16 protein-coding genes are annotated in these 25156 nt (G+C 42.4%); 8 read left to right on the forward strand and 8 right to left on the reverse strand.

Annotated elements, in window-relative coordinates:
* Positions 1 to 35 precede the first annotated feature (35 nt).
* Positions 36 to 680 (forward strand): TerD family protein, encoded by a 645-nt coding sequence (locus ES754_RS04225; RefSeq protein WP_147222334.1) that lies wholly within the window; start codon positions 36 to 38, stop codon positions 678 to 680.
* A 105-nt stretch (positions 681 to 785) separates the two neighbouring features.
* Here ES754_RS04225 and ES754_RS04230 read toward each other — a convergent pair whose 3' ends face one another.
* Positions 786 to 1766, reverse strand: a complete 981-nt coding sequence (locus tag ES754_RS04230; RefSeq protein ID WP_147222336.1) for an ion transporter — start codon at positions 1764 to 1766, stop codon at positions 786 to 788.
* Between the two features lie 107 nt (positions 1767 to 1873).
* Positions 1874 to 2101, reverse strand: a complete 228-nt coding sequence (locus ES754_RS04235) for a hypothetical protein (protein ID WP_147222339.1) — start codon at positions 2099 to 2101, stop codon at positions 1874 to 1876.
* Between the two features lie 267 nt (positions 2102 to 2368).
* Here ES754_RS04235 and ES754_RS04240 point away from each other — a divergent pair, with 267 nt between their 5' ends.
* Positions 2369 to 2995 (forward strand): OmpW/AlkL family protein, encoded by a 627-nt coding sequence (locus tag ES754_RS04240; RefSeq protein ID WP_147222341.1) that lies wholly within the window; start codon positions 2369 to 2371, stop codon positions 2993 to 2995.
* 183 nt (positions 2996 to 3178) lie between these two features.
* Here the strand turns inward: ES754_RS04240 and ES754_RS04245 are convergent, their stop codons facing one another.
* Positions 3179 to 4900: a 2-oxo acid dehydrogenase subunit E2 gene (locus ES754_RS04245; RefSeq protein WP_147222343.1), complete on the reverse strand. Its 1722-nt coding sequence runs from the start codon at positions 4898 to 4900 to the stop codon at positions 3179 to 3181.
* A gap of 24 nt (positions 4901 to 4924) precedes the next feature.
* Positions 4925 to 7741 carry a pyruvate dehydrogenase (acetyl-transferring), homodimeric type gene (gene aceE, locus ES754_RS04250; protein ID WP_147222345.1) on the reverse strand — a complete coding sequence of 939 codons (2817 nt, stop codon included), beginning with the start codon at positions 7739 to 7741 and terminating at the stop codon, positions 4925 to 4927.
* Positions 7742 to 8933: 1192 nt separating this feature from the next.
* Here aceE and ES754_RS04255 point away from each other — a divergent pair.
* The 3 genes from ES754_RS04255 to ES754_RS04265 all read left to right on the forward strand — a co-directional run bounded on the left by ES754_RS04255 (position 8934) and on the right by ES754_RS04265 (position 15816).
* Positions 8934 to 9398 carry a hypothetical protein gene (locus ES754_RS04255; RefSeq protein WP_147222347.1) on the forward strand — a complete coding sequence of 155 codons (465 nt, stop codon included), beginning with the start codon at positions 8934 to 8936 and terminating at the stop codon, positions 9396 to 9398.
* 346 nt (positions 9399 to 9744) lie between these two features.
* Positions 9745 to 14712: an SdrD B-like domain-containing protein gene (locus ES754_RS04260; RefSeq protein ID WP_147222349.1), complete on the forward strand. Its 4968-nt coding sequence runs from the start codon at positions 9745 to 9747 to the stop codon at positions 14710 to 14712.
* Between the two features lie 159 nt (positions 14713 to 14871).
* Positions 14872 to 15816, forward strand: a complete 945-nt coding sequence (locus ES754_RS04265; protein WP_201538784.1) for a hypothetical protein — start codon at positions 14872 to 14874, stop codon at positions 15814 to 15816.
* A 92-nt stretch (positions 15817 to 15908) separates the two neighbouring features.
* Here the strand turns inward: ES754_RS04265 and ES754_RS04270 are convergent, their stop codons facing one another.
* From ES754_RS04270 to glpK, 4 genes are all read right to left on the reverse strand, one after another.
* Positions 15909 to 16601: a TetR/AcrR family transcriptional regulator gene (locus tag ES754_RS04270; RefSeq protein ID WP_147222351.1), complete on the reverse strand. Its 693-nt coding sequence runs from the start codon at positions 16599 to 16601 to the stop codon at positions 15909 to 15911.
* A gap of 206 nt (positions 16602 to 16807) precedes the next feature.
* On the reverse strand, positions 16808 to 17836 hold the full coding sequence (locus ES754_RS04275) for an endonuclease/exonuclease/phosphatase family protein (protein WP_147222353.1): 1029 nt from the start codon (positions 17834 to 17836) through the stop codon (positions 16808 to 16810).
* A 427-nt stretch (positions 17837 to 18263) separates the two neighbouring features.
* Positions 18264 to 18821, reverse strand: coding sequence for a hypothetical protein (locus tag ES754_RS04280; RefSeq protein WP_227677970.1), 558 nt, complete (start codon positions 18819 to 18821; stop codon positions 18264 to 18266).
* 406 nt (positions 18822 to 19227) lie between these two features.
* Positions 19228 to 20817 carry a glycerol kinase GlpK gene (gene glpK / locus ES754_RS04285; RefSeq protein ID WP_147222357.1) on the reverse strand — a complete coding sequence of 530 codons (1590 nt, stop codon included), beginning with the start codon at positions 20815 to 20817 and terminating at the stop codon, positions 19228 to 19230.
* 346 nt (positions 20818 to 21163) lie between these two features.
* Between glpK and ES754_RS04290 the strand changes: the two genes are divergently transcribed.
* The 3 genes from ES754_RS04290 to ES754_RS04300 all read left to right on the forward strand — a co-directional run bounded on the left by ES754_RS04290 (position 21164) and on the right by ES754_RS04300 (position 25155).
* Positions 21164 to 22810 carry a TolC family protein gene (locus ES754_RS04290; RefSeq protein WP_147222359.1) on the forward strand — a complete coding sequence of 549 codons (1647 nt, stop codon included), beginning with the start codon at positions 21164 to 21166 and terminating at the stop codon, positions 22808 to 22810.
* A gap of 167 nt (positions 22811 to 22977) precedes the next feature.
* Complete coding sequence (locus ES754_RS04295; RefSeq protein WP_147222360.1) at positions 22978 to 23853, forward strand: YihY/virulence factor BrkB family protein; 876 nt, start codon at positions 22978 to 22980, stop codon at positions 23851 to 23853.
* 96 nt (positions 23854 to 23949) lie between these two features.
* The gene (locus tag ES754_RS04300) at positions 23950 to 25155 is read left to right on the forward strand and encodes an HlyD family secretion protein (RefSeq protein WP_147222362.1); all 1206 of its coding nucleotides are present in this window, start codon (positions 23950 to 23952) and stop codon (positions 25153 to 25155) included.
* The last annotated feature ends 1 nt before the right edge of the window (position 25156 follow it).

Consider the following 25156-nt stretch of genomic DNA (forward strand, 5'->3'; position numbering starts at 1 on the left):
TGATAAAAACAACCTAATAATTAACAAGGATACTTATGCCTACTCCTGCCACTCAACCCCTTCTTTCAGACAGCCTAAACGCGCTTGGCTTAACCTCTGACACGTTACTCTTTGCACTAAATTACGACTTTATCCCTACCAAACCAAAAGGTATGATGAAACGTTTCAAAGAAAATCAAGGCGCGATTGATATTGATTTGGCTTGCGTGTTGTATGATGATCAATGCACGATAAATGACTTGGTATGGTTTAAGCAATTACGCGATAAAGCGGAATCTGTACGTCATCAAGGCGACAGCCTAGATGGTAAAGATCGCGGCGAGCAAGCCATGTATCATGCCCCGCTCGATCAAGAACAAATTCGCTTATATCTACATAAGATTCCAGCTCATATCACTCATATTGCCCTTATTGCCAGTTCGTACTTTGGTCAACCATTCATGGCCGTTGAGGATGGTGAAATCCATCTCAGTGATGATGAAGGCAATCGTGCTTTTGAAGTCAACCTAAAACAGCTGCCACGTGACTGTAACGCTGTTTGGATAGCCAGTCTACGCCGCGAAGTCAGTGACTGGCATTTGTCCCTTCAGAACCTGCCATTAACGGACAACGACCTGCAAAAGGCAGCCCAACAAGTGGCACATGAGCTCGCCCGTGCCCTGCCCGTTCCACAAGGGTAAGCAGCCAAGAGGCAGCTACCATAAAGTTAAGCCATTATAAAAAATGCTCGATAAACTAATGAATAGTTTATCAAGCATTTTTAAATTCGTTATTAACTATAAGTATTACTCTAACGCTTCTCCACAATGCGGACAAAAATTCTTTTTACGCACGTCTTTTTCTCGGCGCTCAAGCGCTTGTTCCCGTAGTACCTGCAGAACAATATCTTGCGCCTGCTCTTTATCGAGTCCCAACTCGCGACGAATCTTATCAATCATGGTTTGGTTTTGCACCAAGTCAAAATCGCCATCGACTAAAAACTCACGAAACTGCTGCTCAAGCTCATCGCGGCGTTGGGCAAGCTCATTAGCCAGACCCGTAGCTAAAATACCCGCAGGCAGTGCTGCTAGGCCCACACCCAAAATGGTAATGATTGCCCCTAATATTTTACCTGCCGTCGTAATGGGCGTGACATCGCCATAGCCAACGGTCGTTAGGGTGACCACCGCCCACCACATGGCTTTTGGTATCGATTCAAACTCCTCAGGCTGCGCATGGTTCTCTACCAAATAGATACCACTAGACGCCGTGACAATCATAATGATTAAAATAAAAATAACGGCCTGGAACGAGCCTTTTTCTTTGCTGATAACCACCAATAAAATACGCATGGAGGCAAAATAACGCGTTAGCTTTAGAATTCTAAATAAACGTAAAATCCGTAGGAAACGCAAATCGATACTAACAAGGAAGTTTAGAAATGCAGGGGCAATCGCGACTAAATCTATCAAGGCTGAAGGACTTTTTAACCACTGCCAGCGTTGGCGCCACGTCGTATTATCAGGCTTAGCATCGGCCACGCTCCATAAACGTAGCAAATACTCTACAGAAAACACCACGATAGAGAAGTTCTCAAAATGTGTAAAGTAGCTTTGGTACGGGTAATACCACTGATCGACAGATTCAGCGATGACTGCTGCCACGTTGGTCATAATCAAAAAAATCAGAAAATAATCGACGCAACGACTGAACAGCGTGTCATGATCGTCATTCTGTAAAATATTATAGACAAAATGACGCAAGCGCCGTATGGGCTGTAATAGCATGCCGCTCCTTAGCGGTATAACACCGATAGTATTCTGATTAATTAAAAGGTGATGGAAGGAAACAGTGAGCTTAGAAGTATTGCTGATATATTTAATAATAGCGGCGATTATACTAAATATACATAATAAATGTAGACTAATACCAGTAGTAACATGACCATTATGCCCAAGCTTAACTGTAAAAGCTGCTGTTCAAGACGTAAGCGGTCATTCGAATTATTAGCGATTATCAGTGACATTCCGCAGTGCGGACAGTTATTATCAGCTTGATTTAATACCATCATTGAGCGCGCATGATGACAGCGTAATGGAGAGTTACTACAATAGCCCGTCATATATTATTACTACCTTTATTATAAACCTTGCCTTCTCTATATAACCTTTTAGTTAAATTAGTAATGATTATCAATATCGTAATTGTAAACATATATTAATTAAATCACTCTTTTCTATCTAATTCACTACTGCTTGTAAGGAATATGTATTATAATAAGGGCAACAGTTAGCAGTTAATTTATAACTGCGACTTTGCCTATCAGTAACGGATGTCATCCCTCATCTATGCATACTGATAACTATTGATTACATTGAGGAATCCAAGCATGAAACTACAATCCCTAGTTTTAGCAACTGCCGCTGCACTCACTATGACTACTGCCTTTGCTGTACCTGCTGGTACCTGGTCAGTGGCCGCTGGTGCGCACTATGTTGACCCTAAAAGTGATAATGGTAGTGTATTAGGTGGTGCATACTCTGTTGATGTTGACGGTGATGTGCGTCCAACGATCAGCGGTGAATACTTTATCGCTAATAACGTTGGTATCGAGCTACTCGCTGCGATCCCATTTCATCATGATTTTACCCTAACTGATGCAGCGGGCGGTGAACTTAAAGGTAAAACCCAACATTTACCACCAACGCTTTCTCTTCAATATCACTTCGATGGCTATAATATGCCGATGAATGTGAAGCCGTTTGTTGGTGTTGGTGTGAACTACACCACTTTCTTTAAAGAAAGAATCTCTACTGGTGGTGACTTAAAGCTTGATGATAGCGTTGGTGTGGCGGGTCATGTTGGTCTTGATGTTCCTTTCACACCAACTGAAGCTTTCCGTATTGATGCCCGCTATATGGACATCAAAACAGATGCGACTTTAGATGGCAAAGATATTGGTGAAATCAATATTAGCCCTTGGGTTTACGGTGTTGCTTTTGTTAAACAGTTCTAATATAACAACAATATGAATTAAAAATTACAAATAAAAAAGCCAGCTTGCAAGCTGGCTTTTTTATTTCTGTCTTGCCATCTTATTATTTTACTAAGTAGCAGAGAATAAAAAAAGACCATCCGTAGACAGTCTTTTTTATTTAGCTAAGATATTGATATATCAGATATCTTTTTGCGACATCGCTTATAGCAAGATACGACGCGGATCGGAAAGTAAACTTGCCACATAACGCGTAAATACAGCAGCGTCAGCACCGTTGATAACACGGTGATCATAAGATAACGATAACGGCAACATTAGGCGTGGCTCAAAGGTTTGCTTAGCGGCATTCCATTGCGGCTGCATCGTTGCTTCTGATGCGCCTAAGATACCCACTTGTGGCCAATTTACTAGTGGCGTAAACGCCGTACCACCTAGAATTCCTTGGCTTGAAATCGTAAAACTGGCACCTTGCAAGTCTTTGGTACTCAGCTTCTTATCACGAGCTTTAATAGCCAACTCGCCGATTTCAATGGCAATTTGCTTGATACCCTTTTCATGGGCATTTTTGATAACTGGAACGATTAGGCCATCATCCGTTGCCACGGCAATACCCATGTTTACGCTTTTACGCATAATGACTTGCGTATTGTCATCACTTAAATGACTGTTAAAGCGTGGGTGTTGCGTGAGTGCATAAGCTGTCGCTTTGACGATAAAGGCCAATATCGTTAGACCAATACCTTGAGCTTTCATACCCCCTTTTAACTCACCACGCAATTTTTCAGTTTCTGTGATATCAGAGACGTCAAATTGGGTGACTTGTGGCAAATAAGTATTGTAATTAAGCTGCGGTATTGACACCTTTTGCAAACGGGTCAAATCTTGAGTTTCTGTTTCACCCCAAATTTCAACATTGCTCATATCAGGCAGTTTTGGCAAACTTGAGCTGGCAACGTTACCGCTCATTGGTGCTGCTTGCTGTGTGGTTAAGCTGACTTTAACATGCGCAAACAAATCTTCTTTTAAGATGCGATCATTCAGCGCCGAACCTCTGACTTGCGTGATATCAACACCCAATTGACGCGCAAGCTTACGCACGGCAGGACCTGCATACACTTCTGTTAACTTAGCATTAACCTGAGCTTCCGTCAGCTTACCATTGACATTATTCGCCGCTGTATTACTGGCAGGAGCAGACTTAACAGCAGCTTGTTTTGGCTCACCAGTGGTCTGTTTCTGTGACGCAGGTGTGGCTTCTTTTTCGCTTGTAGAAGCTGCTTTGGCTTCAGGCTCATCAACTTTATCACTATTAACCGCATCAGTCTCAATGCCAACAATAACGATAAAATCTTGACCATTAGCAACCATGTCACCAGTTTTAACCAGTATCTTTTCAATCTTGCCTGCTACTGGAGCAGGTACTTCGACTGAAGCTTTATCAGACTCAATCAAGATAATAGACTGATCGGCAGTGACAATATCGCCAACGCTGACCATAATCTCAGCGACTTGCGCTTCATCAACACCTAAGTCTGGTAGGGCATGAGTCGTTGCCGTACCTGCTTGAACAGCAGGTTTTGATGTGTCTTTCTCATTTTTATTGGCTTCAGCCGTCTCAGATGATTTTGCTACAGCTTCCTCAGGCGCTTTATCTTCTTCTATAGCACTGTCATCTTCTGTGCTTGCATCTTCAGTAGCATCGCTATCAAGCTCAATCAGAACCATGCCTTCGCTAACTTGGTCACCGATAGCAACATTAATCTTCGTGATTTTACCAGCAGCTGAGCTTGGCACTTCAACCGACGCTTTATCTGACTCTAACAAGATAATATTATCATCTTTTGCAATAACGTCACCGACCTGCACCATAATTTCACTGACTTCAGCGCTATCTACACCCAAATCGGGGGCTTTAATTTCCATCCTTATTCTCCTTGTCTATAGGTTCTATTCTGCGACGTCATCATCACTGAGTAAAGTAGCATCCGCTGAATCTTCAGCACGGCCTTCACTACTGATTTCATCATCGTCTTCAGCAACAAACTCAGGTACAGGAATCGGATTTATATTGCCAGGCGCTGGTGCATCTGGAGAATGGTCATAATAAGGCTGCTGTTGCCACGCAGGCGGATGATCGATATCAATATTCAAGCTAGATATCGCATCTTTAACCAAACGCATTTCCACTTCGCCTTCATCAGCCAAGCGCTTTAGGGTGGCGACAACAATATGGGCGGCATCAACGTTAAAGAAACTACGTAGGTTCTCACGAGTATCAGAGCGACCATAACCATCAGTACCTAGCGTGGTATAAGGACGGCTATCAGGTAACCAGGCACGGATTTGTTCTGAATAATTGCGCATATAATCCGTCGCTGCCACTACCACACCTTCATGCGGTGCAAGCTGTTCAGTCACCCATGGCACACGCTCTTCATCCATTGGATGCAGACGGTTATAGTCATCACACACCATACCATCACGGGTCAATTCGTTAAAGCTGGTCACGCTCCAAACGTTGGAGGTGATATTGAACTCGTCTTTTAATATCTGAGACGCTTTTTGCACTTCGCGTAAAATAACGCCAGACCCTAGCAGTTGTACTTGGGCTGAACCATTATCTTCTAACAGATACATACCGCGTTTGATGCCTTCTTCAACACCTTCTGGCATTTCAGGTTGCTCATAATTTTCGTTCATCAAGGTCAAGTAATAATAGACACGCTCACCTTCAGCATACATCCGGCGCAAACCGTCATGCATCACAACCGCCAACTCATAACCAAAGCACGGATCATAGCTGACACAGTTAGGCACGACGTTAAATAGAATTTGTGAATGACCATCTTGATGCTGTAGACCTTCACCGTTCAGCGTGGTACGACCCGCTGTTGCACCTAGCAAGAAGCCTTGTGCTTGACAATCGCCAGCTGCCCAAGCTAAGTCACCAACGCGTTGGAAACCAAACATCGAGTAGTAAATATACATCGGAATCATCGGTAATGCATTTACAGAATAACTGGTAGCAAGCGCAATCCAAGCACTCATCGCACCGGCTTCATTAATACCCTCTTCCAACATATGACCATCAATGGCTTCTTTATAACCCATCAACGCTTCACTGTCTTCAGGTGTATATTTTTGTCCTACCGCAGAGTAAATACCCAGTTGACGGAACATACCTTCTAAACCAAAAGTACGCGCCTCATCTGGAACAATAGGTACTACACGGTCTTGGATATCTTTATTTTTCAGCATCGCCGCAAGCAGACGTACAAATACCATCGTCGTTGATTGCTCTTTACCGTTGCTGCCTTTTAAGACACGATCAAAAATAGACAATTCAGGAATGTTCAAGGGAATATGACCACTACGGCGATTCGGCAAATGACCGCCTAACGCTTCACGGCGACCTTTAAGGTACTTCATCTCCGCTGAATCTTCAGCTGGACGATAGAACGGTAGCGTCTCTAACTGCTCATCGGTAAATGGCAAGTCAAAACGGTCACGGAAGTAAACTAAAGCATCTTGCTCCAGCTTTTTCACCTGATGCGATTTATTAACCGCTTGAGTTTGCTTTGATAAACCATAGCCTTTCACAGTCTTCACTAAAATAACCGTTGGCTGACCTTTGGTTTTCATGGCTTCACTAAATGCAGCATAAACCTTCATAGGATCATGACCACCACGGTTCAGACGCGAAATATCATCATCGGTTAACGCATCAGCCATTTCTTTTAATTCGGGATATTTATTAAAGAAGTGTTCGCGAGTAAATTCAGCACTACGCGCTTCATATAATTGATACTCACCGTCAACCGCTTCTTCCATGCGATATTTAAGAACACCTGTCTCATCTTTGGCAAGTAGCGAATCCCAATTACCGCCCCAAACGACTTTAATTACTCGCCAGCCAGCACCACGGAAAACCGATTCAAGCTCTTGAATAATTTTACCATTACCACGAACCGGACCATCAAGGCGTTGCAAGTTACAGTTAACGACCCAAATCAGGTTATCTAACTTCTCACGACCTGCAAGTGAAATAGCACCTAAACTTTCTGGCTCATCCGTTTCACCATCACCCAAGAACGCCCAAATCTTACGATCTTCTTTTTCTAATAATTTGCGGTTTTCCATATAGCGATGTACATGCGCATGGTAAATCGACATGATAGGACCCAAGCCCATTGATACCGTTGGGAACTGCCAATAGTCCGGCATCAAATAAGGGTGTGGATAGCTAGATAAGCCTTTACCACCCACTTCACGACGGAAGTTATCCAGCTGATCCTCAGTCAAGCGACCTTCTAAATAAGAACGCGCATACATACCAGGCGCTGAGTGACCTTGGTAATAAATCATATCACCGCCAAAATGATCACTGGCAGCACGGAAGAAATGGTTAAAGCCAGTCTCATAAAGGGTAGCACTAGAGGCAAATGAGGCTAAGTGACCGCCCAAATCATCATCATTTTTATTGGCGCGCATCACCATGGCAAGCGCATTATAGCGAATCAATGCGCGAATTTTACGCTCAATAGCTAAATCCCCAGGGTACATTGGCTCATCTTCTACCGCGATGGTATTAATATAAGCAGTATCAAGGCGATTAAACGGCAGACCTTCTTGTACGCCCATATTGTATAAAGCTTTTAGCAAAAATTGTGCACGGTCTTTGTCCGCATGCTTAATGACAGATTCGAAAGCTTGTAGCCATTCCTGCGTTTCGGTGCTGTCAGCATCCTTATAGTAATTCGACATTATTAATCCTTTTATATGAGTCATTCCTGTGTCAGGACAGGGTGTTATTGAATGGGATAAAGTAATTATGCAACGGATTACTTAACGACTTCCTTGCTCTATTTAAGCATTCCATTGACTGACACGTGATATCGCGCCATTGTATTTGAGCATGATATAACCGGAGTTATATAGCCCGCAAGCTATGTTCCATAGACAAGCTTACATGCTTGGTGTTAATCCAGCGCTATAAGTTAACATAATATGGCAAGTTAGGTATAAAAAGATAGGCTTAAAAGTCCAGCTGTATACAAAACCAGGCCTAAGAATACTAGGTAATAGCCACGTAGAGTATACAAGTATATCAAAGTTAGATACAGAGCGTCTTCATGTTAAGCGCACTATTGCTCTCAGCTAATAAAATGTAGCTATCATCTATCAAATATTTATTACTAAGTAGTATTGCAGCGAACTGTAAAGATGAGCATGACAAATACTTTTTAAACCTATTAATCGAAATTATCAAACATCTGCTTAACCTAAACTTAGAGTATTGTTCTTAATCTCCCTAAATCTGTTCATTCTACTATTTAGGTGAACCCTCTAAATTCTAGTTATTTTTACGTATGTTTATTGTTATAATAAGTAGCAAGCTATTAAAATTAATTTTCTATGTTTATGACGGATTACCAACGATAAAAGTCGTCAATCTGTGTTTTCATACTACTAATATATCTTTCAACACAAAACATTCATGGCTCTATAACGCCTATAGATTAGCTTATGACTGGTCACTTACTAGAATAATTCAATACTTAAATAGTAAAGACCGAACTACACCATCTAAATAATATTGAAAGGCTAACTGAGTCTATAATATAAACATCGATATTATGGACGTTAAAACGTTTATCTAACCCCCAACTACATCGTATCTATAACCCTATAAAATCAGATCGGATTGCTTTTGTTAGCTATACCGCTTATTCGCCGTTGCTGTCCGTTTGTCAGACTTTTACTTAGTATGCTGCAATTTTTCTTTGCATCTATGGTAACTCATATATAATGAAAGTAGATTACATTGTAATTACATTTATATACACTAATTATACGAAGTATATTTATTTATAATAATAAAAACTTGTCCCCCTCTTTTGTTTGGTTAAATAATCCTTGTACTGTTACAAGCCTTTTATGTGACCAGGAGTTTATTATGAAAACTGCCTACTCTTTAAAACAACTCATCATAGCTGCGTCGGTATCTGCTACTTTTCTTAGCAGTGCTCTAGCAGCTGACACTTTGAAGATGGAGCTTCAAGCCAATAAAATCTCTAAAGGCATTAATGGTAAGTCAAGCTATATAGCGGCCTCAGACGCTAAAATAGGAGAAACAGTACAGTATCGTGCCATTTATACTAATGTCATTGAGCAACCGATTAGTAATGTTGCCGTCATCCTGCCCATACCAGCCAATATGACGTTTACCGGTGAGGCTAAGCCTATCAGCGCGCAAGCAACTGTCGATGGTAAAAACTATGCCGATATGCCACTTATGCGTAGAGTTAATGGCAAGGTAGTCAAAATTCCCTTATCGGAATACAGGGCACTTCGCTGGAACATCAAATGGCTTCCAGCAAGCAAATCAGCAGATGTTTCGATGAATACCATTGTCAACTAAGTATATTTACTCTCTTACGTTATATGTTTTGAGAAATTAAAGTATGAAATGAGGCTTATTTAAATATTCAGTATTAACAATTAGCATTGTCGCTGATATGGGCGTGGCAAGTGCTGCTAAACTAATTGCTGACTCTGCCCCCACAGTCAATAATACAGCCATGGCTATTTATAGCATCGGTGGTATTACTTAGACCTTTGTGGTCTCTAAAATAGTGAAGGTCAATACTAATCAGAGAACCACGTTCATCACTTATAAAGAGTTATTAACAACTTTCTCAGTAGTTTTCAATAAAAGCTAAGACGGTGCCCTTATATTTTTGGATTTGATTGGATAAGCACGTGTTATGACTTTTTACTGTACCGCACAGTCTACTTGTCTATCAACCAAAGCAACTAAGCTCTCAGCTTTAACCGTTGCCATGCTGCTTATGCACTCAAATTCCGCAGTTGCTGCTACTTCTAGTGCCCTAACTACTAATGATAATACTGCCAAAGCTCAATATCATATTAATAATAATATTGACGCCCTCGACGGTGATATCGCTGATATCAAAATTGCTGCCGTTGTGGTTGAAGATAAGTCAGTAACCGCTGCAGCAACGAACCGCTTATTTACCGCCGCGCCGCGTCTTGACTTTACAACCTTTTCATTTAGTGCTCGTAAAAACAGCTCACAGGTTGGCGAAGATGTTTATATTGAAGCCAGCGACGCACAATGTAATGTACAGCCTCATAAGCCTGACCAAGTATGGGTGACTATTAGCTCACCAACCACCGGGGACACTTATTCGCTCAAAGCTGTAGAGACCGGTAATAATACTGGTAAGTATCGACTGTCAGCACCCACACAAAATAACGCCAATAAGATTGATGACAAAATTATTCAGACGCTCCGGGGGGATAAATTATCCGCGCAGCTAGTAGCTTGTATCAGTCCTTCTGTTGGTCTTGATGAACAACCTAGCCAATCTGACTTTACATACATTAGCGACTATAGCACTCAAATCGATATCGTCAATGACTCTCCTAATCTGCAAGTCGTTAAAAAAAGCAATGTCAGGTCTGCTGAGTTTGGCGACTATGTCAACTATACTATTAAAGTCACTAATGACGGCGCTACAACGGCCTATGATGTACAGCTTAAAGATGCTTTACCGCGCGGATTTGACTATGTCAAAGGCACGATACGTTATAGTAAGAACCGCGTAGACATTAATAAGACGCAAGGCACTGAATTTAAAAGGGATGGAAAATATCAAGTTTTAAACTTAGGTCATATGAATGCTGGCAGCAGTAAAGAGATTACCTATCGCGTCCTTATCGGCACATCAGCACTAGGCGGGGACGGTATCAACCGCGCAACAGCAACTGCTCGCGATGAGCATAATCAAACGCTAGCTTCAAGAGAGGCGCAGTGGCCGATTAAAGTTAATCGCGGTGTTATGAATAGCAACGGTATCATTGTCGGTAAAATTTACCATGATATTAACCGCGATGGCATTCAGCAAAAAGACGCAGGAGAGCTTGGTGTCGCAGGCGTGCGTATTTATATGGAGAACGGTAACTTTGTCGTTACCGATCCTGAAGGTAACTATAATTTTTATGGGATTAATGCCAAAACTCATGTTTTAAAAGTAGACCGTACTACGCTACCTGCTGATATGGAACTGATTACCCAAAGTAATCGTAATACTGGCGATGCAGGCAGCCGTTTTGTCGATTTAAAATATGGCGAAATACATCGTGCGGACTTTGCTTTAGTTGGTGTCATGGCTGACAGCGTTGAGCGCTTAAACAAGCAGCTCATCGTCCGTAGCAACAGTGTCAGCGCAAAAAATGACACAATAGAACAAGCTGTTAAGAGTAAGTTAACGCTTGAACCTGACTACAATCGTGATAACAAAAACAATATTGATGCCAGCGGTTGTAAGTCTAACGATTATCTAGATCAAGGCATTTCCTGTGATTCCGCGATAGTTGCGACTATGGCAAACTCTAATAAAGCGCGTATTGATATGGGTGTCAAAACGGTTGCCGCGCCACAGATAAAAGAGCTGGAAGAATATCTAAAGGAAGTCGTAAATAATAACGTCGCCTTTATTAACCTGAGTAACGATCAACAGCTTGCCTCCTATAAACAGTTGGTACAAGTTCAAGCACCACTAGGCTCAAGCTTTACCTTATATACCAATGGTAAAGCAGTACCTGAACAACAAATCAGTAAAATAGCGAAACAAGAAAAACAACAAGTGACCGCCTTTGACTATACGGTTGATTTAAAGCGTGGACGCAACACTTTACGCGGTGTGGCCACTGATATGAATGGCAAAGTTCTCTCTGAACAGACCATTAATATTACTGCACCAAATAGCTTGCAGACCATTTACTATCGTACTCAAGATCAGTTAGTACAAGCCGATGGCATCAGCGAATATCAAGTCGTGATTAGCTTAAAAGACCTCGATAATCGTGCCTTTATTGCTTCAACTCCCATTACTATTGATACTAATATCGGACGTATTAATCTGCCAGACAGCAGTAAAGACCAAGCTGGTACGCAAGTGACTGTGAATGGTGGCGAGCTACTCATTCCTATTATAGCGCCAAGTGTGCCGGGTAAAGGCGAGCTGATTATCGACACCGGCAGCAGCAAAAAAGTCATTCCGCTAAAGTTCACTGCCAAAGTGCGACCCTTTATTGCTGTCGGTATCGTTGAAGGATCGGTATCACTGAAAGACTTTGACGGAAGCAACCTCACAGACGCTCAAGGCGCGTTTGAAAAAGAGCTAAAAGAATTCGCTGGTAATGACGACTATTCAGCGACAGGTCGTGCAGCCATGTTCCTAAAAGGCAAAGTGCGCGGTGATTATCTACTGACTTTAGCATACGATAGCGACAAAAAAGGTGAACGCCTATTCCGTGACATCGAGCCGGGCGAATACTATCCGGTATATGGCGACTCCTCAGCCAAAGGCTTTGATGCGCAATCTACCAGTAAGCTGTATGTCCGCCTTGATAAAGGTCGCTCATTTGCCATGTATGGCGACCTAAAAACTCAGATTGATAATGATGAAGGTATCAAACTGGGTCAATACAATCGTACGCTCACGGGTGTCAAAGCCCATTATGAAGACATTGATACTCGCATCACAGCGTTCGTTGCTGAAACCAGCTCAACACAGCGCGTCAATGAAACTCGTGGTTTGGGTATTTCAGGCCCTTATCCACTCGCTGAGAATTTTGATGCCGTATTAGAGAACTCTGAGACCATTGAAGTCATCACACGCGATGCCAATAATCCAGGCCTTATCATTAGCCGTAAAACGCTAACTCGCTTTGCTGATTATGAAATTGACCCTATTAGCCGCAGCCTATACCTAAAATCCCCGATTGCCAGTCAGGACTTGGATGGCAATCCCATTTACCTACGCGTCACGGTTGAAGTAGATACAGGTGGCGAAAATTATTGGGTGGGCGGTGTGACAGCCAAGCAGCTATTGACTGCTAAAATAACAGTGGGCGGCAGTTATATTAACAGTGACAACCCTTTAAATAAGGAAGAACTTGCCAGCATTAACAGCGTTATCAAATTCAATGACAAGTTAAGACTGGTTGCTGAGTATGCTAAAAATAAAGCTGAGAACCCGAACTATCAGCCAAGCAATCAGATTAACGCGACACTTTTAGAAGGCAAAGACGTAAAAGGTGACGCCCTACGTATCGAGCTACACTATGATGATAAGAAGCGCACCCGTGCCAAGGCTTACTATAACGATGCTGACAAAGGCTTTGTCACTGGTGCATCGCCTTTAACTGCTGGACGGGCAGAATCAGGTATCAACGTCACTCACACCCTATCTAACAAAAAAACAGCGCTAAAAATTGAAGGCATCCGTACCAAAGACCACACAACAGAAACCAGCGTTGAAGGTATACAAGCCAGTGTTGAGCAGCGCTTGAGCAAAAATATCGTCGGTGAAATTGGCGTACGCTATTATAAGCAAGGAGCCCCAGCTGCCTCGCGTAATATTCAAGCCACAACAGATGTCGTAGGTATCACAAACAACACTATATTTAATGACAATATCATTAACCAATCCGCGCTTAATGGTGTTAACAGCTTAGAGAAAGACATTGAAGGCACGACTGCCCGCGCCCGCATTACGGCTCATGTACCAAAGCTAAATAATGCCTTAGTCTTTGCAGAATACGAGCAAGATATCGACCATAGCGCACGCAATGCCACCTCTATTGGCGGTGAGACGCCACTAGGTAAATTAGGTCGTCTGTATGCCCGCCATGATTTAATCAGCAGCTTATCAGGCAGCTATGGTCTGGATGATACCGACGAGCGCCAGCGCACAGTCATCGGCTTTGACGCCAACTATATGAAAGATGGTAAAGTCTATAGCGAATACCGCATGCGTGATGCCATTGGTGCGCGTGAAGCAGAAGCCGCTATTGGTCTAAAAAATAAATGGCATGTACAAAAAGGCTTAACGTTAAACACCTTGTTTGAGCGCGTCGAATCTTTAGAGGGGGAAAAAAATAGCACGGCGACCGCTGCTGGTTTTGGGGTTGAGTATCTTGCCAAAGAAAACTATAAAGTATCCGGACGATTAGAGAAGCGCTGGGGTGAAACCAGTGACACCTTATTAGGTAGTGCAGGTATTGCCTATCGTTATACCGACGATATAACCTTATTAGCAAAGGACATTTATTCGCGTGTCGAGTATGACGATGGTCATCGTACCATTAACCGGTTTCAACTCGGCGCGGCTTATCGCGACTACGACAGTAATCAGATGGATATACTAGCCAAGCTTGAGTATCGTCTAAATGATAACGCAACTGGTAGCAATCCCTATCAAAAAGATGCGACCATCTGGTCATGGAGTGGTAACTATCATCCAACCCGTCCGCTAACCTTGTCAGGTCGCTATGCGGGCAAATATACTAAATATTCTGCAGATGGCGTTACCAGTGATAATACCGCTCATGCAGTCTATACCCGTGGCCTATATGACATCAGCGAGCGTTGGGATATGGGTTTGCAAGCGGGAACCTATCGGAATAAGCAAGCAGACGACTTAGCTTATATATTGGGGGCAGAGATTGGCTATAGCCCTATGACGAACTTATGGCTATCGCTTGGCTATAACTTTATGGGCTTTGAAGATGAAGATATCGCCTATGATGACAGCACGCAACAAGGCGCTTACTTTAGACTGCGCTTTAAGTTTGACGAAGACTTATTTAAGCGTACTCACCTTAGTAAAAACAAACCTCTCACCGCTAGAACGGCACTTTAAAGGCACATCATAGTTGTACGCGTTGAGGCCATACCGTAATCCTAGCACGCCATCATCGCTATCGTCTTGAAAATAGATATAGCTTATAATGGGCGTTATCATGAGTATTGTTTCTTAAAACAATGAGTAACTAATCTATTGTAAAACAAGGTTTGCGTTATGTCTAAACGTATCATTTTAGCACTCATACAGGCTACTTATCGGTTACCCCTCAGCGCGTTATTATCAGCGCTATTATTGGCATCTGTTGCGCCAATAACACAAGCTGCCACCGTAAAAACCAGTAACTTTAATAATGGTATCTTAGATGAAAACCCTATTAATCCTGTGGCTTACTGTGACAATGACCTTAATAGGGAAGCTAAAACCCAAACGACGCTATCCAAGTATAAAAAGCATCAAAGCTCACAACGTCGTACCATAGACTGTATGCTCACACAGCTAAATACATATCAGCAAAACGATAAATCAGCGCACCAGCAATATCTTGCTTATAAAGCACAAGCGTGGCTGAACTATGCCTATAATGAAGATAGTATTAACAACATAACCGAAGATGCCAACCAAGAAGCTTTGCAAACAGCAACCTCTATCTTGCGAGCGCTAAAAAACGGTACAGATGAGCAGTCAAGTATCACTACCGATATTCCAACGACGTCCGCATTAATGCGCCCTGACCTTTGGGCCACGCTGAATGCATTGAAAGACAATGGCGGTATTAGCGCCGCGCCGCGTGAATTAGCATTTAGCGAAGTAGCACTTATTTGGGCAGCGACTGAACAATGCAAGCATGGTGATAAGTCATCAGGAGTCCATTTTCGCATGGCAGATCGCTGGCTTGAGCAAGCGCGCGAAGCTTATGTGAACACTCATGATTCAAAACTGAATGTAGCACTCGAAGAACTTATAAACCATTATTTTAAACAGTATGTGCCTTTAGATAAAGGTGATGACAGCTGTCGCGCTCAAACACTATCGTCAAGCATCCAAAACTCATCAAGCGCTCAAACCTTACATACAGAAATTAAGCGCACTGTATCCATGACGCAAACTAACACTGTTCCTAAGCCTATCCCGCATGCAAAATCCCACCTTGTTTTTTAGGTTTTATTCATATATTAAGACAGTTATTACTATTAAAGAAACAAAAAAGCCAGATTTAATCTGGCTTTTTATTACATTATATATTTAAAATATTAACGGCTTTTACGGGGTAATTTTTCTGGTAAATAACAACGTAGATAAGCAATAGATGCTGTATTAGCTTCTTGTAGATAGCTATCCGTAATACCTTCATGCCGACGGTAAGACAATGTAAATATGCCATTAATAATGCTATAGGTAATTAGTAAAACATCTTCAATATCTTCAAACTTTGGCATCTCATAGCGCTCTGACAACCGCTTATAAACCAGTTGCACAATTTGATGATCGATATCTTCACCAAAACCATCCCCTTCGAAATCCGGAGTATTGGTATCGTATATCAGCTTAGCTTTAGTCTGATCTTTATGGAAAATATGTACACAACGTTCGATCGTGGCCGTCAAATACCCTTGCCATCTGTCATAATCAACCGTTTCGACCGTTGCTAATATCTCTAAGATTTCAATCGCATTTAAAAAACGTAACGCTAAAAATATTGCTTCAATATTAGGAAAGAAATGATAAGCAGAAGCGCGCGGAATACCCGCCTCTTCACACACAGCAGCTAAAGTAATATCGTTAATAGGATGGGTTTCGCTCAGCTTTTTAGCACCCATCAATAATTTCTGACGGCGTATACGGCCTTGCTGACTGGTAAACTTAAATTTATTGGGCACCAGCTTTCTCGCCAGCTCCGAATCCACCAGTACATCTTCTATCTTATCGTCTTTGTGGTCAGTCATTATAAACCTCTTGATGTTACGCCCATGTTTATGAATATAGTGTTCACTGAAATAGCACTTGCGTTAAATAAGTATGCTACTAGCAGATTTTGGTTAATATAACCACTGGCAAATTCAGCGAAAATGCATCATAGATACTTGCATGTTATCAAGCAAGGGCATGAATGGGTTAAAACAATATTGTCTTAATCAATCACTTAATATGATTAATCATGAAGCTTTATTTTCGCACGTATAATACCATGGTCAGTGACTCTGTCAGCATAATCCCATTTTAAATGGTCATTAAAGTAGTCCACCCGCTCAACTTGCCCAAGCGCAAACTTACTATCGGATAAAAACTCCTCTGACACAAATAGTTGATCAATGACTTCTGGCATACCTTGATAAATATGGGTATACGCCACATCTTTCATCCAACCATAACGTGCTTGTACTCGTGCTGCATCAAATAGTGCAACATCGCGCATACTTTTATCATAATTTACCTCGCCTGTCTCGGTCATTAACTGAGTAGTCACACTTCCGGTCACATCATTCATGTCACCCAAAAGAATCAACGGCTCGCGGGTATGTTTTAAACGTTGGATAATAGACATTCGAATCGATGCCGCCTCAGCCGCGCGCATACATAAGCTGCGGAGCTTGGCACGGACGCGAATATTTGGATCGTCCATATCTTCTAATAAGTTACCCTCTTTGTCCCGTAAGAAAAAGGCACGCTTACTTTTAAGATGGGCGGTAATAATTGTTATTGGTTGCCCAAAAGCATTCACACGTAAGATAAGTGGCGGACGATTAAAGCGGCGGTATGGTCCCATATCAGGAATATCGATTACGGCCTTATCAGCAACGTCTTCTAATAAGCTCATTTCTAATTGTTCAAAACGGCTAATGATACCCACAGCAGGTGTGTGTTGCGCCCCGTCTCCCTGCGTATAAGAACTACTTGGGTCATTACTTGCTAGCGGAATAACGACGTGTTCTGGCTTAAAACCTAATGCTACCGCAACTTCTTCTAATGCCTGACTGTCCCACACCTCTTGTACTGCAATAATATCTGCATGAGCTTTAGATAAAAGCTCTGTTATTCCACGTACTTTTTTATCATAAGTTTTTTTATCGTAAGCGGGTGCATTCTCGTAATAAATACGATTAGGGTTTGCAAAGTTAAGCAGGTTAGCAGTAGCGATATAGAACTGCTTATGATCAGCGGTTCGTGATGGATTAAACATAACTTTCCTATTTTCATCTATTGTTTTTATACACTGAAGTAAATAAAATTTAAATAAAGTATCTTTTACATGTTTAATATTTTAAATGATAAATTTTAGATAAGTATTATAGTTTCTCTTTTATACTTATGAGTTCTCTTTTATAAAATTACAAATCACTGGATACAGTTTAACGAAATAACTATAATTTAATAGTAACGTTATATTCCATTATCCTATAGAAACAAAAAAGCTCCCAGAAAGTTATCTGGGAGCTTTAAAATAACATAATCAAATACACACTATGTTATGGGTTCCGATGGGTGTACATTTAAGCATATTAAAACAATAAAACAGCAAGCTTTTGTATTACTTCTTTACTAAATTTAACTTATTTTAATCTTGCTATATAAATGTTTTAACTCATTAAATATAAATTCATCGTAGATTAGCTTACGCGGTTCCAAGCATCGCGAGAGGCTGAACGGGCGTCATTCCATTCCATACGCGATTCACCCTTCACATCATTCCACGAGCGTTCTAGATCAGACTCATGGTCTTCAAAGCGCGCATCAGCTGGATAACGAGCGCGGTTGCCATAACCTACTGCATAGGCTGGATGCAAGTCGCGATCATAGTCATAGCCTTCTTTATGTGAACCAGCCTTGGCATATTCTGCACGCCAATACGCATCTTCACGAGTCGGATCAATGGCTTCTGCTGCTGCATGACCAACACCCCCGCCGACGATTGCACCAATTGCACCACCGATTAGCGTACCTAATGGGCCTGCCATGGTCCCAATCGCTGCGCCTGCTGCTGCACCGCCAACACCGCCAACACCAGTACCTACTGGATGCGATCCTGGCTCACCAGTAATAACATCAGCATTTAAATCTTTTTTAGCTTCTTTTGATAAGTTTTTTACTTTGTCACGATCGATATCATCATGGTTACCGATAATATTATCGTTATCATGACTATTTACAATATTAGGATTTGCCATACGGTCATTACCGTCTACTCTACGTGCGTTATCATCGACTATGCGTTCTTTATCACCTACCTCTAGGTATTCGTCAGTGATTACGCGGTCATTAGGGTCTGTAATGCGGCCATCGTTATTCATAATATAATCCTTTAATTAGTTGTTATACATTTAATTTATCTATTGATAATATAAAACCTATCTACGGTCTTCTTAAACTCGTCTAAAGTATAGGAATTGATTGCGTGTACGGATAGGTTGAATATGTAAACTTTGTCCAAATTGGGATGACCTTACGTTACAGCGTGTAGCTTTATAAGGGTTTTATAGAAGAGGGTAGTATTCTTAGTAAGTTATAAGACGTTAATTAACTGACTGTAAAAACTATTGAATGATATATTTTATTATCGTCTAAATATATCATTTACATATCTATTAGTGCTCTGTTGATAGCCTGATGCCACTTGGCCAAATGCTGCTCGCGATGGCTAGACGACATACTCGGCTCAAAAGTACGATCTACTTGCCAAGATTCAGCCATAGTAGTGTCATCATATAGCCCACTTTTTATTCCAGCCAACAATGCTGCACCTTTAGCTGTAATTTCGGTATCTTTTGGGCGTAATACAGGCACGCCAAGTAAATCTGCCTGAAACTGCATTAGCAAATCATTATTGGCCGCGCCGCCATCAACGCGTAGCTCAGTTAGTGGGTGTGGACTGTCTTTTTGCATGGCGATCAGCACGTCATAAGTTTGGTAAGCAATCGCTTCAAGCGCGGCTCGAGCTATATGCGCTTTAGTCGTACCACGATTCATACCACTAATACTGGCATTCACGTCTGAGCGCCAATACGGTGCGCCAAGACCGGTAAAAGCTGGTAACAAGACCACCTCTTCGCTACTCTCTACTTGCTGTGCTAAAGCTTCAATATCACAGCTTTGCTTAATCATGCCTAGATTATCACGCAGCCACTGTACGATTGCGCCTGCCATAAAGACACTGCCCTCTAGCGCGTAAGTCACCTCTCGTCCTGCTGTAGAGTTAGGGGTTTGCAGCATGCGCTTGCCAGATTGCACCATACTACCAATCGATATATTATCCGCACGATTAGGTGAGGTTGTCCGTTGCCACGCAATAGTCGTTAGGAGCTGATGCTCACTAAGTTTCGGAGTGTTGCCGATATTCATCAGCATAAAACAGCCCGTACCATAAGTATTTTTAGCCATACCCGGCTCAAGACACCCTTGCCCAAACAGCGCTGCATGTTGATCGCCTAATACCGCGTGAATAGGTATTTGTTTAGCGAACAGCCCTTTTTTAGTCTTGCCAAAATCCCCATCAGAAGGCAACACTTTGGGCAATATGGCTTTAGGAATATCAAAGCGCGCGCACAGCTCATTTGACCATGCCAACTTACGAATATCGTATAACAAGGTGCGCGAAGCATTGGTAATATCGATAACGTGAGCACCACCTGTCAGCTGATAAATGAGCCAACTGTCAATGGTACCTACTGCTATCTCACCCTTACTCGCCCGCGCTTTAATCTTAGGATTGTTATCCAACAACCACGCAATTTTACTAGCGCTAAAATAAGCATCAAGGCGCAGACCGGTAATACGCTGTACTTCATCTGCCATACTATTATTAGGATCATTGTTATCACTTGCGAGCTTTTTACAATAGTTTGCGGTACGCCTATCCTGCCAAATAATTGCCGGTGCTAACGGTTTTCCCGTTTGCTTATCCCACATAACAATCGATTCTCGCTGATTGGTAATGGCGATACTGGTGACATCGGTCGCCAATAATCCTGCTTGATTAATGACATCGTGAGCGCAACTGATTTGCGTTTGCCAAATTTGGCGCGCATCTTGCTCCACGTAACCTGCTTTTGGCGTCTGTAAGGTGGTTGGCTTTTGCACCATCTTAATAGGACGGGCATGGTCATCGTATAAAATTGCTCGACTCGATGTGGTTCCTTGATCTAAAGCTAAAATATATCCTGCCATTACCCATTCCTTTTTTATCACTACTTATTTTAATGCTACTTATTTTATTACTGCTCATTCTGATGCAGTTTATTTTTATAGCATACACCATCGTTTGCTTATGGTTGTGAAGCCTAATGTACCAAAACAGTGACTTTTAATACTGACAAATATTATATAATCTTGATCAAAAAATGTTCAACCGCCTCGCTGTACCGAAGCGCTAACATAACGGACTAATTTATTCAATGCACGATAAGCCATTAATGAGCATTGACCCGTCATGATTGTGGCTCTAAAGTGTAGGCCTTGTTAGCAATATCGTCTTAGTAATAACACCTTCTCTTTCTAATAGCGTGCTTAATTTATGAAATTTGCTTTGTCGTCTTTGTCTACTGCTATGCTTGCAGGCATATTGATAGGTCTGTCTAATCATACACTTGCAAACATTAACAGTGAGGCACAATCCATTGATAAGCAATACAATGAGCTAACACCTATTGCAGCCGTTCAAGCCAATGAAGGCGTTGTCAAGAACACAGCAGTTCAGCAAAAAAACGCGCTTAACCTGAGCACTTTAACCGATCCTATTACGCATAAACGAATAGACAATAGCTATCCGTTAGAAGTTTCTAGCTTTTTAAGTCTGGAGCAAGCGCAAAATATATTATTGCAAGTCTCGCCCAAACTTGCGGCCAATCAAGCAGCCATCGCTGCCAGTAACTATCAAACAGATGCGCTTAAAACCATAGACAATCCCTTTGTATTTGCGCAGGTCTCCGCTAGTGCTTATTCCTTGCAAGCAGATATTGATTTATCGACCCTCAAAAACGGGGTCGTCAACGGTGTTAATAATGCCGGTGCCGATATAGGCGCTAATGTTGGTGCTATTATTCCACCTACTCCCAATCTACCTAATTTTGGTGAATTGATTGGTGAGCGTATTCCTGACTCTTACAACCTCAAACGTTCAGGCACGCGTACTGGGGCTGGTGTCGGTGTGGCGTGGCCAGTGTATACTGCAGGGCGTACCACCGCTTTGACTGGATTATCAGATGCGCGTACGCAAGAGGCACTAGCAGACAGCGTATTGGATAAAAATGAGCTGTATAACACCTTAATTGAGCGCTACTTCAAAGCGCAATTGGCCATTATTGCCGCTTACTTACGTGAAGATGCCTACGACACTTTGCAACAAACCGACCACATGGCAAAACGGCTTTTTGAAGAAGGTTTTATCTCCCGGGTTGAGCGCTTAGAGGCCCAATCAGCGCTGGCTGATGCCAATAGTGAAGCGGTAAATGCCAATAATGATGCTCGTCTGGCTATGATTGCTTTGCAACGTCTGCTGCGTACTGACTACCCTATTAAACCGACTACCCCATTGTTTCTCTCTAGCCGCCAGTTGCCTGATGTTACTTATTTTCAAGAATTAGCACTACACCATCATCCAGGTTTGCAGAAAGTTGCCGCTAAGCGCGCGCAAGCTCAACAGCTGCATGCTTTATCAGATACCGGTTATAAACCGACGGTCATGCTATATGGTTATGGTCAAGTTGAAGAAAAGCCCAGCTGGGTTGCTGGGGTTTCTGCTAGCTGGAAGCTATGGGGTGGTCTTGATAAAACAGCGACACTGGCATCAAGTACGGCGAAAATTCGCCAAGCTGATTTATCAGAGATAGAACTCAGTGACAATCTATTGCTGCTGGTTGAAAAGAACTGGCACGATGTCAACAATGCGCAATCTCGGTATCAGGCTTTGCAAAGCAACGTTGACCTATCGGCTGAGGTATTACGCCTGCGCCGTTTGGGTCTGCAAGAAGGCGTTAATACCACCGTTGATGTGGTACAAGCCCAAACCCAAGCGCTCAAAGCGCGTACGGAACAAGCGCAGGCCGCAAATAATTATGTGCAAGGGCTGGCAGCTTTGATGCAAAGTTGTGGTACGCCGCTGGCATTCAATGCGTATCTTAATGCCGCTGATATTAGGCTGACGACTCTCTATGAAGAGTAATATAATATAAAAGGTAATATAGTGAGTAGTAAATCTATATCAGCGGCATCAGATACACGCTCAATTTTTCTTAAAAGTCCAAATTATATCTATAACCAGAAGGCTAAGCAGATGAAAGACAAAATTCGTATTATTGCTCTTGATAATTTTATTGGGTGGTCAGCACTATGAATAGTGCGAATATAAAACGTAGCCAACGAGTAAAGTGGCAGCAACTGGTGCTAAGCACATGGCGCGAGACCAATACGTCTAATGTTTGGACACATTGTGCGAGCGTAGGTTTTTTTGGTTTCTTATCTATTTTTCCAGTAATGGCCGTGTTTGTACTGATTTATGGTCTGGCCTATTCGCCCGCTGAAATGGCAGCACAGATCTCATTTTTACGTCCATTCGTACCAGTAACGGTGTATGAAATCCTTGATGCACGCTTAAGTGATTTGATCTCTAACACCACAACCCGTCTTACTTTTAGTCTAGTTGTCTCAACGTCGTTAGCACTTTATGCAGGCTCTAAGGGTATCAAATACCTAATCATACTGATCAACCTTGCTTTTCATATCACTCAAGAGCGAAACTTTATACAAGGCACCATCCGGGCGCTGGTCTTAACTTTTGCAGCCTTAGTCGTGTTTATCATCGCGCTGTCATCCATTGCTGCTATTCCATTGGTAGCAGGGTACTTTCCTTTTCCGCAGATAGTGAAAACTATCGCGCTTTGGAGCAGATGGCCTATCTTGGCTATCATTATATTCGTCAGCTTTTTAGGTCTCTATCGCTTTGCGCCAAACCGTAAAATGGTACGCTTAAAAGCACTCATACCAGGAGCTGCCTTGGCAACCGTGCTTTGGATTCTATTGTCAGGCCTATTTTCACTCTATGTACAAAACTTTAATAACTATAGTGCTGAGTTTGGTGCGCTTTCAGCGGCCGTAGTCATCATGCTGTGGTTGTATTATTCAGCATTTATTGTAGCGCTTGGTGCTGTTTTTAACTCTGAGATTGCAGAAAGTAATAAGTTTCAAGCGATTCGAGTGTACCCTTAACCCGCTTATTAAAGACAGCTCGTTTTAAAGACAGCTCGTTAAAAAATTGCAATAACCCTTTATTCTCCACTCTACTGTTCTAGGAAGCTTGCTGTTATGTCTGAACCTCACCATGAATCTGATACTGGCTCTGATAACGCTAAAAAATTAGACCCATCAGATACTCCTCATAATGAGCAAGCTTCCTTTAAAGCGGATACTAATATTGAAGAAGTCGCTACACCTGCCTACATTCGTAGCCAAGCAACAGCTAAAAAGTCACCGCTCCTTAAAAAAGTTATTATTGCGCTGGTCGTTATTATCGTGCTGGGGGTCATCGCTTATGGATTATTTAAAAGTAATGAGCACAACGAGCCAGAAACCATCACTTTGCAAGGGCAAATGCAAATGCAGCAAACCTCTATTGCTGCAAAGGTGCCGGGGCGTATTGCCAAGATTTTAGTGAGTGAAGGCGATAACGTCACCGCAGGCCAGCAGCTTATTGAGATGGACTCCCCTGAAATTAATGCCAAGATTAATCAGGCAAAAGCGGGCAAACAAATGGCGCAGAGTCAATTAGATAAAGCCGAAAATGGTGCACGCCCGCAAGAAATTGCCCAAGCAAAAGCGGCATGGCAAGCCAATAAAGCGGCTTCTGACTTGGCAACCAACACTTATGAGCGTATCAATCGCCTGTATGAAGAAGGTTTAATGGCGCGGCAAAAACGCGATGAGGCATTTGCACAATCTTTGGCCACTCAAGACCAAACTGAGGCGGCACGCTTGCAATATGAGATTGCGATCGAAGGCACGCGCAGTGAGGATAAATCAGCAGCCACTGCCCAAGTCGCACAAGTCGATGCGCAGTTAGAGGAAGCCTTAGTCGCTAAAACAGAAGCCAATCTAAAAAGTCCGATTGCCGGTATTGTAGACAGCGTGATTGTCAGTGTTGGTGAAGTCATTGGCCAAGGCGTGCCGCTATTAACTCTAGTCGATACTAATAATCAATGGGTGGTATTGAATGTTACTGAAACTTATCTAAATCAGTTTGCGATTGGTAAACAGTTTACTGGCACTATTCCGGCTTTATCGACCGCTGAAAGTCCTTATACTAAACAATTTACTGTCTATGCCACCTCGACCTTGTCGGACTTTGCTACGTGGCGACCGACCAATAATGACGACGGTTTTGATGTGCGTACTTTTGAAGTTAAGGCGCGTCCCACTTCTCCTGACTCGCGTGTTCGTTCAGGTATGAGTGTGATTGTGCGCATCAATCCGCAAGCCTCTCCAGTGCTAGCCAATAATCAGATTCCCGAGTAAA

The organism is Psychrobacter frigidicola (assembly GCF_007997305.1).
Classification (GTDB): Bacteria; Pseudomonadota; Gammaproteobacteria; order Pseudomonadales; family Moraxellaceae; genus Psychrobacter; species Psychrobacter frigidicola.